Annotated in this window: 12 protein-coding genes and 1 pseudogene; 7 read left to right on the top strand and 6 right to left on the bottom strand. The window is 42.8% G+C overall.

All coding sequences use genetic code 11. The features are described from left to right. The first annotated feature begins 119 nt into the window (after positions 1–119). Together nagZ and ABZP31_RS02065 are read left to right on the top strand one after the other, a co-directional pair. The gene (gene nagZ / locus ABZP31_RS02070; RefSeq protein WP_174498838.1) at positions 120–1,145 is read left to right on the top strand and encodes a beta-N-acetylhexosaminidase; all 1,026 of its coding nucleotides are present in this window, start codon (positions 120–122) and stop codon (positions 1,143–1,145) included. Between the two features lie 84 nt (positions 1,146–1,229). Then, positions 1,230–2,084, top strand: coding sequence for a class I SAM-dependent methyltransferase (locus ABZP31_RS02065; RefSeq protein ID WP_174498837.1), 855 nt, complete (start codon positions 1,230–1,232; stop codon positions 2,082–2,084). 24 nt (positions 2,085–2,108) lie between these two features. Here the strand turns inward: ABZP31_RS02065 and ABZP31_RS02060 are convergent, their stop codons facing one another. After that, complete coding sequence (locus ABZP31_RS02060; protein WP_174498836.1) at positions 2,109–3,428, bottom strand: alpha/beta hydrolase; 1,320 nt, start codon at positions 3,426–3,428, stop codon at positions 2,109–2,111. 308 nt (positions 3,429–3,736) lie between these two features. On the opposite strand from ABZP31_RS02060, the gene ABZP31_RS02055 reads away from it, so the two are divergent. The 4 genes from ABZP31_RS02055 to pta all read left to right on the top strand — a co-directional run bounded on the left by ABZP31_RS02055 (position 3,737) and on the right by pta (position 9,236). After that, positions 3,737–5,002 carry a glutamate-5-semialdehyde dehydrogenase gene (locus ABZP31_RS02055; RefSeq protein WP_005405421.1) on the top strand — a complete coding sequence of 422 codons (1,266 nt, stop codon included), beginning with the start codon at positions 3,737–3,739 and terminating at the stop codon, positions 5,000–5,002. Positions 5,003–5,130: 128 nt separating this feature from the next. Then, entirely contained in the window at positions 5,131–5,544 is a 414-nt protein-coding gene (locus ABZP31_RS02050) for a hypothetical protein (protein WP_005016539.1), read from the top strand. A gap of 278 nt (positions 5,545–5,822) precedes the next feature. After that, a complete protein-coding gene (locus ABZP31_RS02045) occupies positions 5,823–7,037 on the top strand; it encodes an acetate/propionate family kinase (protein WP_005016542.1) in 1,215 nt (404 codons plus the stop codon). A gap of 54 nt (positions 7,038–7,091) precedes the next feature. Continuing rightward, positions 7,092–9,236, top strand: coding sequence for a phosphate acetyltransferase (gene pta / locus ABZP31_RS02040; RefSeq protein WP_174498835.1), 2,145 nt, complete (start codon positions 7,092–7,094; stop codon positions 9,234–9,236). 52 nt (positions 9,237–9,288) lie between these two features. Here the strand turns inward: pta and ABZP31_RS02035 are convergent. After that, positions 9,289–9,913, bottom strand: a pseudogene (locus tag ABZP31_RS02035) (trans-aconitate 2-methyltransferase). Between the two features lie 536 nt (positions 9,914–10,449). Between ABZP31_RS02035 and ABZP31_RS02030 the strand changes: the two are divergent. Then, a complete protein-coding gene (locus ABZP31_RS02030) occupies positions 10,450–11,976 on the top strand; it encodes a fumarate hydratase (RefSeq protein WP_005016550.1) in 1,527 nt (508 codons plus the stop codon). A 120-nt stretch (positions 11,977–12,096) separates the two neighbouring features. Here ABZP31_RS02030 and ABZP31_RS02025 read toward each other — a convergent pair whose 3' ends face one another. From ABZP31_RS02025 to tig, 4 genes are all read right to left on the bottom strand, one after another. Further along, positions 12,097–12,831: a DUF2846 domain-containing protein gene (locus ABZP31_RS02025; protein ID WP_248133908.1), complete on the bottom strand. Its 735-nt coding sequence runs from the start codon at positions 12,829–12,831 to the stop codon at positions 12,097–12,099. 151 nt (positions 12,832–12,982) lie between these two features. Then, the gene (gene clpX, locus ABZP31_RS02020) at positions 12,983–14,299 is read right to left on the bottom strand and encodes an ATP-dependent protease ATP-binding subunit ClpX (protein ID WP_017400714.1); all 1,317 of its coding nucleotides are present in this window, start codon (positions 14,297–14,299) and stop codon (positions 12,983–12,985) included. A 28-nt stretch (positions 14,300–14,327) separates the two neighbouring features. Continuing rightward, positions 14,328–14,933 (bottom strand): ATP-dependent Clp endopeptidase proteolytic subunit ClpP, encoded by a 606-nt coding sequence (clpP, locus tag ABZP31_RS02015; RefSeq protein WP_005016556.1) that lies wholly within the window; start codon positions 14,931–14,933, stop codon positions 14,328–14,330. Between the two features lie 196 nt (positions 14,934–15,129). Next, entirely contained in the window at positions 15,130–16,461 is a 1,332-nt protein-coding gene (gene tig / locus ABZP31_RS02010; RefSeq protein WP_034685955.1) for a trigger factor, read from the bottom strand. Between the last annotated feature and the right edge of the window lie 468 nt (positions 16,462–16,929).

Below are 16,929 nucleotides of genomic sequence, written 5' to 3'. Positions count from 1 at the left end.
TTAAACAGGCCGAAAAGTTGTATCGTGTAGTTTTATCATATTCTGTACCCACAAAATGTAGCAAAACATTGCTGAATTCAGGTATTGTTTTAATTAAAGATCTTAATACGGAACCCCATATGATTGGCGCACTAATGCTCGATATCGCCGGTACAACCCTGACCTTAGAAGATATTGAACTATTAAAGGCTCCGCAAGTCGGCGGCATGATTTTATTTTCAAGGAATATTGAGTCTCCTGAACAGGTCCGTACGCTGACTGATCATATGCGCTTGATTCGTCCAGATATTTTAATTGCGATAGATCAGGAAGGTGGCCGGGTACAGCGCCTTAAAACCGGCTTCACCCTGCTACCTGCCATGGGCCGTTTTGGTGAAGTCTATCAGCAGAATCCAGAAGCCGCTCTGGACCTCGCAGAAAAATGTGGCTGGCTTATGGCAACTGAAGTTCTTGCTGTAGGGATCGATTTTAGTTTTGCGCCCGTGCTCGATATCAATGCCATTAGTGATGTCATTGGTGACCGGGGCTTTGCTTTGACCCAGGCTGATATTATTCCTCTTGCACACGCTTTTATTCAAGGTATGCACCGTGCCGGTATGGCCACTACAGGTAAACATTTCCCAGGCCACGGTAATGTCAAAGCAGACTCTCACGTGGCCGCTGCCATTGATAACCGTAGTTATGATAAAATTTATCAGAATGACATGCAGCCATTTATTCAATTACAGTCCGAACTGGATGCACTCATGCCGGCTCATGTAATTTATGAGCAGGTCGATTCTAAACCAGCCGGTTTTTCCGAGTTTTGGGTACAACATATTTTGCGTAAAGAACTTAAATTTGATGGTGTATTATTTTCAGATGACCTGACCATGCAGGCCGCTTGTGTAGCTGGTGGTGCTGATGCGCGTATACAGGCTGCACTGCAAGCTGGCTGTGATATGGGTCTGGTTTGCAATGACCGTACAGCTGCTCGTCTAGCACTGAACGCCATTCAGGATTTCCCATTACCAGACCAGCAACGTCTGGAACGGATGCGCGGTAAAATCCCAGATATTTTACCTAAATCAGGACTTGAACTGGGTACCGAATGGCAACAAATCAAACAGGAAATTGAAGCATTTAAAGCAAATAGCTGCCATTAAGCGGTTAAAGTCAAAAGAGCATTACACATGCTCTTTTTTCTTATATAAATAGCAACTGATTAAAATAAAAATGAGGATTTATTCATGCCACGAGAACTATCTAGACACCGGCATATTTCTTTTACTGCTCATTATACTGGTTATATTTGGTATCAGATGGGAATTTCACATCCTGAACTTGCTACGTCCAAGGGTAAAAGTCTGGCGATGCTGGTCAAACCGGTAGAAAGCTGGGCAGAGAAATTTATAGGCGCCAGTATGCGCAGCTCTTTGAAACAGCGTCATGAAATGCTAGATGATGCGCTTAAACAGTTGCTTGAGCAAACACCAAATTTACAGGTTCTGGAAATTGCTTGTGGATTATCACCACGTGGTTGGTGGTTTAGAAAACATTATCCACAAATCGACTATCGTGAATTGGACTTGCCAGCAATGGCACATATCAAGCAACAAGCACTACAACAGATTGACCCTAATAGCCCAGAAGTTTTATCTGTTGATTTATTTAGTGAAAACTTTAAACAGGTTTTTGAAATTTTTGATCCTAAACGTCCCTTAGTCGTTATCAGTGAAGGATTAGTCAACTATTTTGACCTGGCTCACTTAAAACAGCTGATCAGCAATATTTCTCTTTATGGCAGTAAGTTTAGAACATTACATTATCTGACCGACCTTTATCCCCAGCCCCAAGGCAGACGTCTGGCAAAGGTCATGTGGAGCAGCAGTAAATTATTAAAATGGATGTCACGTAGTGCTTTTACTTTCCATTTTCAAAATCCGGCTGAAGTACAGCAATTTATACAGAACGCAGGTTTTGATGAGGGCGAGGTTATTCAACCTGCAAATTCTCTTTATTCAAAAGGCTCTAAGCCGGCTCAAGAGGCCCGGTCACATGATATTGTCTGGATGGTTCATGCACAAAAAAAACAGCGTATATGACGCTGTTTTTTTTAATATTTTAAATCAAGCTAAAGTCATAGCTTCCTGCTGACAGGCAATAAAATGAAGTAAACGTTCTGCCAGTTCAAAACTGCCATGCTTGAACAGTGCACGTATACCCTGCTGTTCTGCTTCAAAAATCAGACACTCTATTTGAAACACTCCCTGATCATCTTCAAGGTGAAGTGCCAGATCACGTGGATATTGCTGTATCAGGTTTAGTTGCTGCGGGTCAGGAATTTTTAAATACACACCAAAAAAGCTGATGTCAGAAATATTCACTTGAAATCCTACAGGCAGGTAACGGTGTGACAGCTGTGAAAGTTGACCGTACATAGAGATACGTCTTTCTCCACGTCGCTCCATCGTCAGGATTTCTTCACGAGTCATGGGAATAATGCCTTCGAGTCCTTCCAGCGCTTCGGCATTTAGGAAGGTTGAAAAGAGACGCATAGTTTCTTTACGCCGCTGTAACTGTGGAACATGGTCAGCATTGGCAATCAGGGCAAACTCCATATCCGGACATTGCAAGGCAAAATATGCGTTTTCATGAGGTAGTGTAAAACTGTCATATTGTCCAGCTGCAACAAGTGTTTTACAGGCAGGAGCAGGAACATGCTGTAATCTGAGTAAACGACTGCAATTAATCGCATAACGCTCACGTTCAGTAGATTGAAAATCAGCCATTTGTCGAAAGAACAGACGTTTGGCAGTAGGTGACATACGGGTCTTGTCTAGCTTGGCATGATTAACCAGATACAGAATCACCGCCTGGCCGAACTCTTCCATCCGGTCTTCCTGCATAAGTTTGAGTGATTCTTCTAAAATCATGCGCCAGCTTTTCCGGGTTTTTTGCATTACGCCCATCAGAATCATACGCTCTACCAGTTCAGGTCGCTGCTCGGCAAAATAAGCCGCTACTACAGACCCAAGGGACATGCCCATAACTGATACTTTTTCCAGTCCTTCAATGTCGAGCCATCGACCAAGCATAGCCGCCAGGTCTGGCAATTCCAGACTTCCGGCAGACACACCGCTGTCATGATTCATAATTTGCTGGTTAGCCCCCATAGAAGGCAAGTCAATCAGAATAATCGGACCACTGGCAAAAAGCTGTTCAACACAATACTTGTAGGAATTGAAATTCTGAAATGCTCCACCCACAATAACGATAGGAGTTTTATGCACTGTCGCAGGTTGGGCGATAGCCATATACTCAACTTTCCAGCCGTCAATCCAGGTCATGCGTGGAGGTTGTTTAAAAATGTCCTTATGGTAAAAATCAAAAAAATGACGGTGTTGCTTCCCTTCGGCATCCATGTCCAGTTGGATAATGGAATTCATACTCCCTCCTCAACGCTTGCTTTATTTTTTATTGTGCAAGTCGGTTTTTAAAACCAAGGTATTCCTCTACCTTTTATAGATGTTTTGTTTTCTATAATTTTTTATTCATTTTATAGAATGCATTTCATAGTATACAAATGCTTTATTTTTGGGCAACTGCTTTCGTTACCGTTCATCTAGTTTTAGCGCTGAAAGTATTTCCAAAACTTTTTTATACTGCACTACATGACAGTTTTTTTTGAGACAAGCCTTCATTGCGCAGGCGGAGACTGTTACTATCAAAGAAAATTCTGAGTGATCAAACCGCTATGCACAATTCGATTGAACAGTATATGCAAACGGTCGGACAACAGGCTCGTCAGGCTTCGCGTCTGCTGGCCAGTGCTTCTACCGATACTAAAAACAATGCCTTGTCCGCAATCTACACAGCGCTTGAGAACAGTGAAACACAAATTCTCACGGCTAACCAGATGGATATGACCAAGGGCCGTAACAATAATTTGGACAGTGCACTGCTCGATCGCTTGGAACTGACTCCCAGCCGTTTCAAAGGTATGCTGCAGGGTTTAAAGGATGTCATCGGTCTGGTAGATCCGATTGGTGAAATTACTGACATGTCGTATCGTCCCTCAGGCATCCAGCTCGGTAAAATGCGTGTGCCCTTAGGCGTAGTCGGTATGATTTATGAATCCCGTCCGAATGTTACTCTGGAAGCTGCTTCCCTTGCGCTTAAATCAGGTAACGCCATCATTTTACGTGGTGGCTCTGAAGCATTCGAATCAAATCAGGCGATTGCAGCGGCTATTCAACATGGTTTAAAAACTGCCGGACTGCCCGAACATGCGGTTCAGGTACTGGAAACCACCGACCGGGCTGCTGTAGGCCAACTGATTACCTTGACCGAATATGTCGATGTTATTGTTCCACGTGGTGGCAAAAGCCTGATTGAACGAATCACAGAAGAGGCACGTATTCCTGTGATCAAGCATTTAGACGGTAACTGCCATGTATTTGTAGAGGCACAGGCAGATTTGCATAAAGCCTTGCCAATTGCTTTAAATGCAAAGACTCATCGTTACGGCGTATGTAATGCCATGGAAACCCTGCTGGTCGATGAACAGATTGCTGATGACTTTCTACCCCATATTGCCGAGCTGTATCAGGAAAAGCAGGTTGAGCTACGTGGCTGTCCTGAAACCCGTCGTATTTTGGGTACTTCAGTCAAGGCCGCCACTGAAGAAGACTGGTACACTGAATATCTTGGGCCAATTCTGGCAGTAAAAGTCGTGAGTGGTATTGATGAAGCAATTGAGCACATCAATAAATATGGCTCGCATCATACTGATGCCATTATTACTGAAAACTTCTCTCTGGCACGTAAGTTTCTGGCCCTAGTAGACTCAAGTTCAGTGATGGTCAATGCATCGACCCGTTTTGCTGACGGCTTTGAATATGGTCTGGGTGCCGAGATCGGCATTTCAACTGATAAGATTCATGCCCGTGGTCCGGTGGGCCTCGAAGGGCTAACCTCACAAAAATGGATCGTTTTAGGTGATGGACAAATCCGTCATTAATTTCCTGTTTAATTAGGATTACCTGTATACAAATCCTGATGTTTAGCATCAAACTCTGGTGCTAAACAGCCCAAATACTCCAGAATTTCTCTTTTCAGTCTAATAATTATAAAAACAAGGAGATGGATATGTTCTTTTATTTAATGTTGAGTACTTTCATTTTAGCACTGCTGGTTTCCTTCATTGTGATGCGAATTTTTTCCAGCTCTATTAATACTATTTTAGCCCGTATCATTCATGATCCTATTTATACAGCTTGGGCCAAATATACAAAATTTGCCGGCATGGTCGTAGGTACCTCTTCCGGAGTTCGCATCTACGATATGGAAAAATATATTAATCCTGTCAACTACGGCCCCAAAGATGAACATTTTATTATTGAACTGACGAATGAGCGCTGGTTTCTGGAAATTTACCGGACAATTATCGAAACTTTGCAAGGTTTAGCCTGGATGATGCTGGTATTTTTTATGGTGGCACTGATTGCCTATGTTCTGGTGAGATGGGCCGAGATGAAATATAAATCTCAGGGGCAAGAGTAATAAATAAAGAAATGAACTATAGATGAAATTTGCAACGATACTTTAGCTTTGCGCAAAACCGAATATGATTTTTTTATTCCTGTGCTACGCTATAACAATTAACTGATTAATATTAAATATTATTGAATAGACCATCCATAGTGCTTAAGTCTAATCGGCTAAAGTCTAGGTTGGACAGAAAAAATACACGTGTTAAAACATACTCATGATCTCTAGCCTGTACACTGGTTCAAGATCAGAGGGACAAGATTATTTCAATTAGAATTCGGGTATCCAACGTGTCTACATCAGTATTAGTCATCAATTGCGGTTCTTCATCTATTAAATATGCCTTAATCTCTGAGCAGGCAAAAGATCGTATCTATGGTTTGGCAGAAAATCTGGGCTCTGCTGATGCACGCATCAAAGGTGTTACCATTGGTGGACAACCACTTGAACTTTCGATCCCTCATGCTGATCACGAACAGGCACTAGAAACCATTTTAAGCCGCCTGTCACAATACAAACCGCAAGCAATTGGTCACCGGGTAGTTCACGGCGGCACACTAACCAAGGCCGAACTACTGACTGATACGATTGTAGAACGTATTCGTGAAGCAACTCCGCTCGCACCATTGCATAACCCGGCTCATCTGGTAGGTATCGATGCCACCATGCGCCTGTTTCCTGAGCTTCCTCAGGTTGCAGTTTTCGACACTGCTTTTCACCAGACAATGCCGGCGCATGCTTATCGCTATGCCGTACCAAAATTCCTATACACAGAACATAATGTCCGTCGCTATGGCTTCCATGGCACTAGTCATGCTTACGTTTCTGAGCGTGGTTCAGAACTGGCTGGAAACCTTAAACAAGGGGGCTGGCTAACTGCACATCTGGGTAACGGTAGTTCAACTTGCGCTATTTGGAATGGTCAGAGCGTAGATACATCAATGGGGCTTACCCCTCTTGAAGGTGTAGTAATGGGCACACGCAGTGGCGATGTTGATCCAAGTCTGCACAGCTTCTTAGCAGCCAACCTTGGCTGGGATGTCTATAAGATTGACCGCATGCTGAACAAGGAAAGTGGCCTGCTGGGCTTATCTGATCTTTCTAATGACATGCGGACTTTAATTGAAGCTTCTGAACAGGGCAATGAAGATGCCACGCTGGCAATTGAAGTATTCTGTTACCGTCTTGCCAAATCTCTTGCTGCCATCAGCTGTGGTCTGCCACGTATTGACGGACTGATCTTTACTGGGGGTATTGGGGAAAACTCAGCTTATATTCGTGAAAAGACGCTCTCCTATCTGCCACACTTTGGCTTCAACTTAAATAAAACCCAAAACAATGAATTAAAACGTGGTACTGAAGGTCGGATTGACCAAGGCCATGGCCCACAAATATGGGTGATTCCAACCGATGAAGAAGCACGTATCGCCCAAGAAACCCGTCAGGTAGCTGCACAGACGAGTTTACTATCAAAAAAGTCTGAACTTGCTGTAGAGCCTGCTTAATTGCGGGCTTTAACCTCCTGTGATTTATATTTTGTTTAATTTTTTAAGGCTCCTATGAATACAATTCTACTGATTCCAACTGGAGAAGGTGTCGGTCTGACTTCAGCCTGCCTGGGAATGATCTATGCACTGGACTGTAATGGTATTAAGGCAGGATTTTTAAAACCTTTTTCTGAATCTTTTCAGGAAAATGATCAGAACCGTACCACTAGCCTGTTTGAACATTTATTCCAGACCAGTACGGTTGAACCGATTGCATATGAAAGAGTTAGCCAGCTGATCGCACTGGAAGAAATGGATGAACTGCTTGAAGAAGCAGTCAGCCTGCATCGCAGTGTTGCCGCCAAACATGATGTGATTATTGTAGAAGGCTTACTGCCAAATCATGAGGACCAGTTTGCAGGTGAGTTAAATGCCGCCCTTGCACAGGCACTAGATGCCAAGGTAATCCTAGTCAGTACTGCAGATGTACAGAATCCGCGTAAAACTGCTGAAAAAATTGAAGCACATCTACGCCAGATCGGTGGCGCTGCTTCAGAGCGTACGGCAGGTGTGCTGTTCATGCGGACTAAAGGCTTACCTGAAGAAGTTGCACAGATTCCGGTGACCATTGACCCTTCACTGCGTTTAAGTGCAGAAATTGCAACCTTCACGATCGAGCTGCAAAAATATAACCGTTATTTAGGGACTGCTGACTTACCGATTATTGGTCTGGTTCCATTTAGCAATACCCTGAGTGTTCCACGTACACTGGACATTGCCCGTCTGATTCAGGGCGAATGGATTCATCAGGGAGAAGCACGGCAGCGTCGTATATTACATAGCAGCCTGATTACCTCAAGTATTGAATATGAGCTGAACAAATTTGTTGCCGGTGAACTGATTATCAGCGCTTCCGAACGTACCGATGTACTGCTTGCCAGCAGTTTAGCTACCAGTCATGGTATACCGCTAGCAGGCCTGGTACTAACCGAGCGTCAGGCACCCAATGCCCAGATTCTGAATTTCTGCCAGAATACTATCAAACAGGGACTGCCCATTTTACATACGCAGCTGACTACTCTGGAAACAGCACAGCGTCTGGCAAATCTGAGTAATGAAATACCGGTTGACGATACAGAACGTGCCGAGCAGGTTACCCGTTTTGTCTCCAGTCATATTGATCTGGACTGGCTGACCCAGCAAATCAATGGCAATGCAACTCCCCGCCTGTCCCCTTCAGCTTTCCGGCATGAACTGGTCCAGAAGTCGATTGCTGCGAAAAAGCGCATCGTTCTACCAGAGGGTGATGAACCTCGTACTATTCAGGCTGCAGCGATCTGCCAGTCTCGCGGAATTGCTCACTGTATCTTGCTAGCCAAACCAGAAGCAGTTTTAGAAATTGCCAAGGCCCGTAATATTGAATTACCAGACAATCTTGAAATCATTGATCCGGATACTATTCGTAGCCAGTACATTAGCAGTATGGTCGAGCTGCGAAAAGGCAAGATCAATGACATTCAGGCCAAAGAACAGTTACAGGATACTGTAGTGCTGGGCACCATGATGCTGGCACTGGATCAGGTTGACGGACTGGTTTCTGGGGCGGTACATACCACGGCTAACACAGTGCGACCGGCATTTCAGCTGATTAAAACAGCTCCAGAATATTCGCTGGTCTCTTCAGTATTCTTTATGCTGTTACCAGATGAAGTCTATGTATATGGGGATTGTGCTATTAATCCCGATCCAGATGCCCAGCAGCTTGCTGAGATTGCCATCCAATCCGCAGATTCAGCCAGAGCATTTGGTATTGACCCGCGTATTGCCATGATCAGTTACTCAACCGGAACCTCAGGTACCGGTGCCGATGTTGATAAAGTTCGTGAAGCAACGGAGATTGCCCGTCAACGTCGTCCCGATCTGTTGATTGATGGTCCTTTACAGTATGACGCTGCGTCTGTTGAAAGCGTGGGCCGCCAGAAAGCACCTGAGTCACCTGTAGCAGGACGCGCCAATGTCTTTATCTTCCCAGACCTTAATACCGGCAATACAACTTACAAGGCTGTACAACGTGCGGCAAATGTCGTAAGTGTTGGCCCAATGCTGCAAGGACTGAACAAGCCGGTAAATGACCTGTCACGCGGCGCTTTGGTTGATGATATTGTTTTTACGATTGCTTTGACTGCCATTCAGGCAGAACAACAGGCGACAGTATAAATTTTTAAATAAAACAGCCCCAGTATTTCAATTGGGGCTGTTTTATTTTGCTCTAAAAACACTTTCCTTTATATTAACTGGGCCAACCATATGGTATGTCGGGCGCAGTCAGGATCTTCAAACCGCATATTTACCACCCTAAAACCGAACGTCTCAAACAGATTCTTATATTCATCGGGGTCCAGACTTGCATGATATAAAACCTCACCCTGCATTTCCCCTAGAGCTGTGCCATGACTCGGACCAGTGGTTAACATTAATGCCGTACCGGTTTTTGCATGTTTCTTAAAAATATGAAACATTGCTCTCTGGTCATTATGAGTCAAATGAAAAAAGCTGTCCCAAGCGATAATGCCATTAAAGCTTTGCTTCAAATCCAGTTGACGCATATCAGCTTCTAACCAGTTATGCTCAGGAAAACGGTTCCTAGCTATTTCGAGCATGGCAGCTGAACTATCTATACCTGTAATTTGACATTTTTTTGCAGAAAAATATTGAGCGGTTGGTATACCAGCACCGCAACCCAGGTCAAGAATAGACGATTGCTCAGGAATCAGATTTAAAAACTGTTCAAGCCAGACTTGTTCATAAAAATGCTGGGAGCGTACCTTATCCCATTCGATCGCATATTTTTTATAGATCGGAATAATATTATCTGCATATTGTTGATCTGACATACCTGATTATAGTTTTAAAATTCAGGAAAAGAATAGCAGAATGCCAAGAGAGATTACAGGCTAGAAGCAGATGAAGAAGAGAACACTCTAGAAAGAAGATAAAGCTTAGGCTTGATCTTCTAACTGACCATAGAACCAGGTTGCAGCAATAAATATCATAAATACAATAACCATGAGAATGCTAGATACTGTCATTGTTGATGACTCTATGTAGTGGATACCGGCATTATGCGAAAGTTTTATGACAACTTTATGACAATTTCCTTAAAACTTATATTACTAAAATAATTTTATATAAATCAAATAATAATGACTAAAAACCCTTGATTTTCAGGTTATATAACTGTTACCCGAGTGTCATATCACAGAAAACGCGTTTAAAAGACCTGCCAAGAATTCATTTTATGCCATCCTGCGCTACCTTTCTTTTTACTACTAAACTTTCGCCCAAAACCTTGCCGGAAATACCCACAGCGGATGCTTTTTGTCTTATAATTTTGGCCGCTAGCTAACAGCCCGCTCAAGAGACATTTGATATGACAACTATTATCAAGCAAGACGACTTGATCACTTCGGTCAAGGATGCGCTTCAGTTCATTTCGTACTACCACCCGCAAGACTTTATTCAGGCAATGAGCCGTGCGTATGACCGTGAAGAAAACCAGGCTGCTAAAGATGCAATTGCGCAGATCCTGATTAACTCACGCATGTGTGCTGAAGGTCATCGCCCAATCTGTCAGGATACAGGTATTGTCAATGTATTTCTTGAAGTGGGTCTGGATGTTAAATTCGATTTAACCATGAGCTTGGACGATGCCATTAATGAAGGTGTACGTCAGGGTTATTTGGAAAATACCAATGTCTTACGTGCTTCAGTTCTGGCTGATCCGGCATTTGGTCGCAAAAACACCAAAGATAATACCCCGGCAGTGATTCACTATAAACTCGTTCCGGGTAATAAAGTAGATATTACGGTTGCAGCAAAAGGCGGCGGTTCAGAGAACAAATCTAAACTGGCAATGCTCAATCCATCTGACTCAATCGTGGACTGGGTTTTAAAAACTGTCCCAACTATGGGTGCAGGCTGGTGTCCTCCTGGTATGCTCGGAATTGGTATCGGTGGTACTGCTGAAAAAGCTATGATGCTTGCTAAAGAAGCTCTCATGGAAGAAATCAATATGGATGAGCTGCTGCGTCGTGGCCCACAAAGCAAGATGGAAGAGCTGCGTATTGAAATCTTCGAAAAAGTTAATGCCTTAGGTATTGGTGCACAAGGTCTGGGCGGTTTGACTACAGTACTGGATATCAAGATCAAGGATTATCCTTGTCACGCTGCTGGCAAGCCAGTAGGCATGATTCCAAACTGCGCCGCGACCCGCCATGCACACTTTACACTAGACGGTTCAGGTGTAGCGCATATTCAGGCGCCGAGCCTTGAAGACTATCCTGCTGTAACTTGGGATTCCTCAACTTCTAAACGTGTTGATCTCGACCACATTACTCAAGAAGAGATGAATTCCTGGAAACCGGGCGATACCCTACTTCTTAATGGTACAATTTATACTGGCCGTGACGCTGCCCATAAACGCATGGTTGATATGCTGAACAACGGCGAAGAGCTTCCTGTTGATTTAAAAGGTAAGTTTATTTACTACGTTGGTCCGGTAGATCCTGTAGGCGATGAAGTGGTTGGTCCTGCCGGTCCGACAACAGCAACACGTATGGATAAATTCACCCGCCAAGTGCTAGAAGCAACTGGTCTCTACGGTATGATCGGTAAAGCAGACCGAGGTCCTGCTGCGGTTGAAGCGATTAAGGATAATAAAGCGACCTACCTCATGGCAGTCGGTGGCGCTGCATATCTGGTTTCTAAAGCTATTCGTGAAGCAGAAGTGGTGGCTTTTGAAGACTTAGGGATGGAGGCAATCTATAAATTTGTGGTAAAAGATATGCCTGTATCTGTAGCAGTCGATGTAAACGGCACTTCAGTGCATGCAACTGCACCTAAAATCTGGCAAGCTAAAATTGGTAAAATCCCGGTGGTGGATGCTGCTGCGGTTTAAACTGGTATAAATTAAAAAAGCATCCAATCATGGATGCTTTTTTATTTTTTTAATTAAAATATTTTCTCTAATCCTGTGCTTTTATTTGCTTAGTTAGATATTAAGAAAAGAAAACTAATTTTACCAAGTTAAAGGATTCCAGAGTTTAAAACGCTTCTTTAAAGCCAGCTCTTCACTTTCTTCATAATTTTGTTTGACAATTTTACGCTTGGGTTCAGTTAATTTACCCTGTGCATCAGTAAAAGCAGCGAAATTAAGTCCGGGACTTTTAAGCTGGGTAGTGCGAATTTCACGGAGTCCCTGTTTGACAGGCATTTGTATTAATGGTCCTGCGCGCAATAAACCAAGATTATGGTCAGGTGAGCCCCGAAATTTCTCTTCTTCATACTTCAGAAAATACTGCTGACCAGCACTCACTTTAAAGTCAGCCACTATCGGCTTTTGAAAATGTATTACGCCTAAGGGCCGGCTAATAGTCAAGCGGTAATGACCCTCGGCCAGTTCCAGCCAATAATAATGATTACTGATCAGACTCGGAATACGCTCACCATTCAGAAAAAAATTAGGTGCTACTACTTCCTGCCGGTTCCAGCGGCTATCCGGACGGTACAGATATACCACTGCAGCTTGCGGATGTTGGGGCTTAACTCGCTGAAAAAGCTGTCCCGGTTTCTGGTTTACCCAAGAACCAACTGAAAACATTCCAACCCGGTGCTGCTCTAGCATAGAAGGCGACTGACTCAGATCTATATTTTTTAACGTAGAGACCAAAGCCGGAGTTGGAAGCGAAACAGGTCGAGTATGACATCCCCATAGCATTCCGCTACCAAGTATTGTCAGCAATAAATAGCGCATGATTATCCCTTACCATGTTTTTCTTGTTTTAAATTTTTATCATGTTGCATTAACATTCTATTGAGCTTAACACCCGCATGTAAATTTGAAAATAAAAAAACGTGCCCAGCGGATTACACTCGGCACGTTTCAGATGAATAGCCAATCAGACTCAGGCAGATTTGGTATTCACAACCTTCAGCTCAGATTTAGGGACTGCCCCTTCTTCACCTTCTTGACGCGGCAAACGCTCAGAACGATATTCTGGCTCAGCACCATCATTGATTACTGCCTCATTAATGACCACTGTCCCGACATCGTTACGGCTTGGCAGGTCATACATGGTTTCGAGCAGGACATTTTCCAAAATAGAGCGTAGACCACGTGCTCCGGTATTACGTTCTAGTGCCTTTTTAGCAACAGCACGTAGGGCAGAATCTTCAAATACCAGATCCACATCTTCCATATTGAAAAGATACTGGTATTGACGGGTCAATGCATTTTTAGGCTCTGTCAGAATCTGCATCAGTGCATCTTCATCCAGCTCTTCAAGTGTTGCAATCACTGGCAGACGACCAATAAATTCTGGAATCAAGCCAAATTTAACCAGATCAGCCGGTTCTACCTGACGGAACAGCTCGGCAAGCTTTTTAGTTTCATCTTTGCTTTTTACTTCTGCAGTAAAGCCGATTCCACCTTTTTCCTGACGATGCTGTACAATTTTTTCCAATCCGGAGAAAGCGCCGCCACAGATAAACAGGACATTTGAGGTATCTACCTGGATAAATTCCTGCTGTGGATGCTTGCGTCCACCTTGAGGTGGAATAGAAGCCACTGTACCTTCAATCATTTTCAGCAAAGCCTGCTGGACACCTTCACCAGAAACATCACGGGTGATCGATGGATTTTCAGACTTACGAGTAATCTTATCAATCTCATCGATATAGATAATACCCTTCTGTGCTTTCTCGATATCGTAATCAGCTTTTTGCAAAAGCTTCTGTACAATATTCTCGACATCTTCACCAACATAACCGGCTTCAGTTAAAGTGGTGGCATCTGCCATAGCAAATGGTACATCCAGAAGACGGGCAAGAGTCTGTGCAAGTAGGGTTTTACCTGAACCTGTCGGTCCGATCAGCAAAATATTACTTTTGGCAATTTCAACCTTATCTTCTGTTTTATGTCCATTCTGGCTGACTTTCAGACGCTTGTAATGGTTGTAGACAGCTACAGACAATGTTTTTTTAGCAATATCTTGACCAATCACATATTGGTCAAGCGCAGCACGAATCTCGTGCGGTTTTGGCAAAGGACGGCTTGCCCAGTCACCAGTTTCGACTTGCTGGCTGGTTTGTACAAGGTCCAAGCATACGTCCACACATTCATTACAAATATAAGCGTCCTCGCCTGCAATCAGTTTCCCGACTTCAGACTGCGTTTTACCGCAAAATGAACAATGCTTTTGTCCTTGAGGATGTTCGGACATATTTACTCCAATACTTGAATCTTAAAAATTAAGGGCGCTTGCTGAGAACTTCATCAACCAGGCCATATTCTTTAGCAGCTTGAGCTGTCATAAAGTTATCGCGGTCAGTGTCACGTGCAATACGTTCATAGTCCTGACCACTGTGTTCAGCCATCAGACGGTTCAGGCGTTCTTTAATAAACAGTATTTCACGTGCATGGATTTCAATGTCTGAAGCCTGACCACGGAAACCGCCCAAAGGCTGGTGTATCATGACACGGGCATTTTCCAGACAGAAACGCTTACCTTTGGCACCGGCATTTAATAAAAATGCCCCCATTGAAGCCGCCTGTCCCATACAATAGGTCACTACATCTGGTTTAATAAACTGCATGGTATCGTAAATTGCCATACCTGCAGTGACTGATCCCCCTGGTGAATTGATGTAGAGATGGATATCCTTGTCAGGATTTTCTGCCTCTAAAAACAACATTTGTGCCACAATCAGATTGGCCATGTTATCTTCAACTTCACCAGTTAAAAAAATTACACGCTCACGCAGAAGCCGTGAAAAAATATCAAAAGAACGTTCACCACGAGATGATTGCTCAACCACCACCGGAACTAAAGCATTTTCAATACTTGGGACATACATAGGGCTATTTATTCCTAAAATTCTTATGACTCAGCTCATAGCCACAATATGAGGGATAATTTGCAAAAATGCAAAATTTTCCCTAGTGAATATTGAATAAAAAACGGGGAAATATCGTGTATATAAACTAATTTAACAAATTTACGACGTGTATAAAAAAAGGCGCATTAAGCGCCTTTTTCTGTATCAGTCAGATTTAAGCACGACGAGCTTGCTGTTCTTTTAGCAAATCTTCATAGCTCACTTCTGTATCTGAAACCTGAGCTGCAGCAAGAATATAGTCAACAACCTGGTCTTCAAGCACAACAGCCTCGATTTGAGCACGTTGCTGTTTATCATTTTTGAAGTACTCAATAACTTCAGTTGGGTCTTCATAAGAAGAAGCCATATCTTCGATATAAGCCTCTACACGAGCCGGATCAACTTCAAGTTTAGCATCAGCCAAAACCTTGCTTACCAGTACACCAAGTTTTACTGATTTTTCTGCCTGTTCTTTAAACAGTTCATCAGGAAGCATGCTCTTGTCAAAAGTTTGCGCGTTTGCACCACCAAACTGCTGGGTAAAATGCTGGATCATCTGTTGACGTTGGCGGTCGATTTCCTGAGCAACCATGGCACTTGGAACTTCAACTTCATTTGCTTCAACCAGTGCATCAAATGCAGCCTGTTTTACCTGGTTACGAAGACCGTTACGAACTTCGCGTTCCATATTTTTACGAACGTCAGCTTTTAACTTGTCAATTCCTTCTTCTTCAGAAACACCAAAGGTTTGCAGGAATTCAGCATCCAGTTCAGGAAGTTTTGCTTTTTCAACCTGCTTTACAGTAATTTTAAACTGTGCCGCTTTACCTGCCAGATTTTCAGCCTGATAGTCTTCAGGGAAAGTAACATCAATCACTTTCTCTTCGCCTTTCTTCATGCCAATGATGCCATCTTCAAAGCCAGGAATCATACGGCCTGAGCCTAAGACCAGTTTAAAGTCAGTTGCAGAACCGCCTTCAAATTTTTCACCATCGATTGTTCCTTCGAAGTCAAAAGTGACCTGCATGTCTTTTTTCGCCATACCTTTGGTCTCAACCCAGGTTTGACGCTGTTTTTGCAGGTTTTCAATCATCTGGTCAACATCTTTATCTTGAATTTCAGATGTTTTACGCTCAACAGTAAGAGTATCTAGAGCTTTAACTTCTACTTCAGGATAAACTTCTACAGTGGCTTCATATACCAGCGCATCATCTTTATTTTCAACTTTATCAATATTTGGCATGCCAACAGCATTGATTTTTTCTTGTTGAATCGCTTCAAATACAGTGTCACGAATAATATCGTTCACCACTTCCTGATAAATACCAGCGCCATATTCACGGCGTACAACGTTTACAGGCACTTTGCCCTGGCGGAAGCCGTTGATCTTCACAGTTTTGGCAGTGCGTTTCAAGCGAGCTTCAAACTGCTCGTTAATACGGCTCGTCGGTACAGAAACATTTAAACGACGGGCAACGCCCGAAACCGCTTCAGAAGTTACTTGCATGGCTTCCTCGATATGTGTGTTAGTAATAACAGTTTTAAAAAGTGCCACATTATATGACAACATTTAAAGATATACAAAATACACCGAAGAAACTACCTGAATTCGCCTGATTTGCATGAAATTAAGAAGATTATTTTAAATTTGGTCCCGAATTAAATATTAACTTCCTCCCTTAATATCGATAGAGAATTAAAAATATTGGAAACTCTGTCAAATTTGCCCTTTTAATAAAGTGCTGATCAATTTTAATTTTTATAAAGAAGTATTTATCAGAATATTTAGTTTTTATTTAAATATCCTATTAAGAGCTATAAACTCCCGTATTCAGAACAAAATATTAATTATCAAAAACTTATAAATTTTAAGTTACTATATAACATTAATTTATTAAATTAAATATATAAAATTTATTGCCAATACCAATACAAAAATATGGTGATAAAAAATAAGAATCATTATTATTCGCAT

This window comes from Acinetobacter sp. FL (assembly GCF_040744925.1).
Lineage (GTDB): Bacteria > Pseudomonadota > Gammaproteobacteria > Pseudomonadales > Moraxellaceae > Acinetobacter > Acinetobacter radioresistens.
The sequence above is the reverse complement of the archived record's forward strand: the minus strand, read 5'-3'. Positions and strand labels throughout refer to the sequence as shown.

What these genes read in the sequence shown, in the direction of transcription:
- clpP (WP_005016556.1), bottom strand. Translation starts at nt 14,933, where the DNA reads ATGTATGTCCCAAGTATTGAAAATGCTTTAGTTCCGGTGGTGGTTGAG.
- ABZP31_RS02060 (WP_174498836.1), bottom strand. Translation starts at nt 3,428, where the DNA reads ATGAATTCCATTATCCAACTGGACATGGATGCCGAAGGGAAGCAACAC.
- clpX (WP_017400714.1), bottom strand. Translation starts at nt 14,299, where the DNA reads ATGTCCGAACATCCTCAAGGACAAAAGCATTGTTCATTTTGCGGTAAA.
- ABZP31_RS02030 (WP_005016550.1), top strand. Translation starts at nt 10,450, where the DNA reads ATGACAACTATTATCAAGCAAGACGACTTGATCACTTCGGTCAAGGAT.
- ABZP31_RS02050 (WP_005016539.1), top strand. Translation starts at nt 5,131, where the DNA reads ATGTTCTTTTATTTAATGTTGAGTACTTTCATTTTAGCACTGCTGGTT.
- nagZ (WP_174498838.1), top strand. Translation starts at nt 120, where the DNA reads ATGATTGGCGCACTAATGCTCGATATCGCCGGTACAACCCTGACCTTA.
- tig (WP_034685955.1), bottom strand. Translation starts at nt 16,461, where the DNA reads ATGCAAGTAACTTCTGAAGCGGTTTCGGGCGTTGCCCGTCGTTTAAAT.
- pta (WP_174498835.1), top strand. Translation starts at nt 7,092, where the DNA reads ATGAATACAATTCTACTGATTCCAACTGGAGAAGGTGTCGGTCTGACT.
- ABZP31_RS02025 (WP_248133908.1), bottom strand. Translation starts at nt 12,831, where the DNA reads ATGCGCTATTTATTGCTGACAATACTTGGTAGCGGAATGCTATGGGGA.
- ABZP31_RS02055 (WP_005405421.1), top strand. Translation starts at nt 3,737, where the DNA reads ATGCACAATTCGATTGAACAGTATATGCAAACGGTCGGACAACAGGCT.
- ABZP31_RS02065 (WP_174498837.1), top strand. Translation starts at nt 1,230, where the DNA reads ATGCCACGAGAACTATCTAGACACCGGCATATTTCTTTTACTGCTCAT.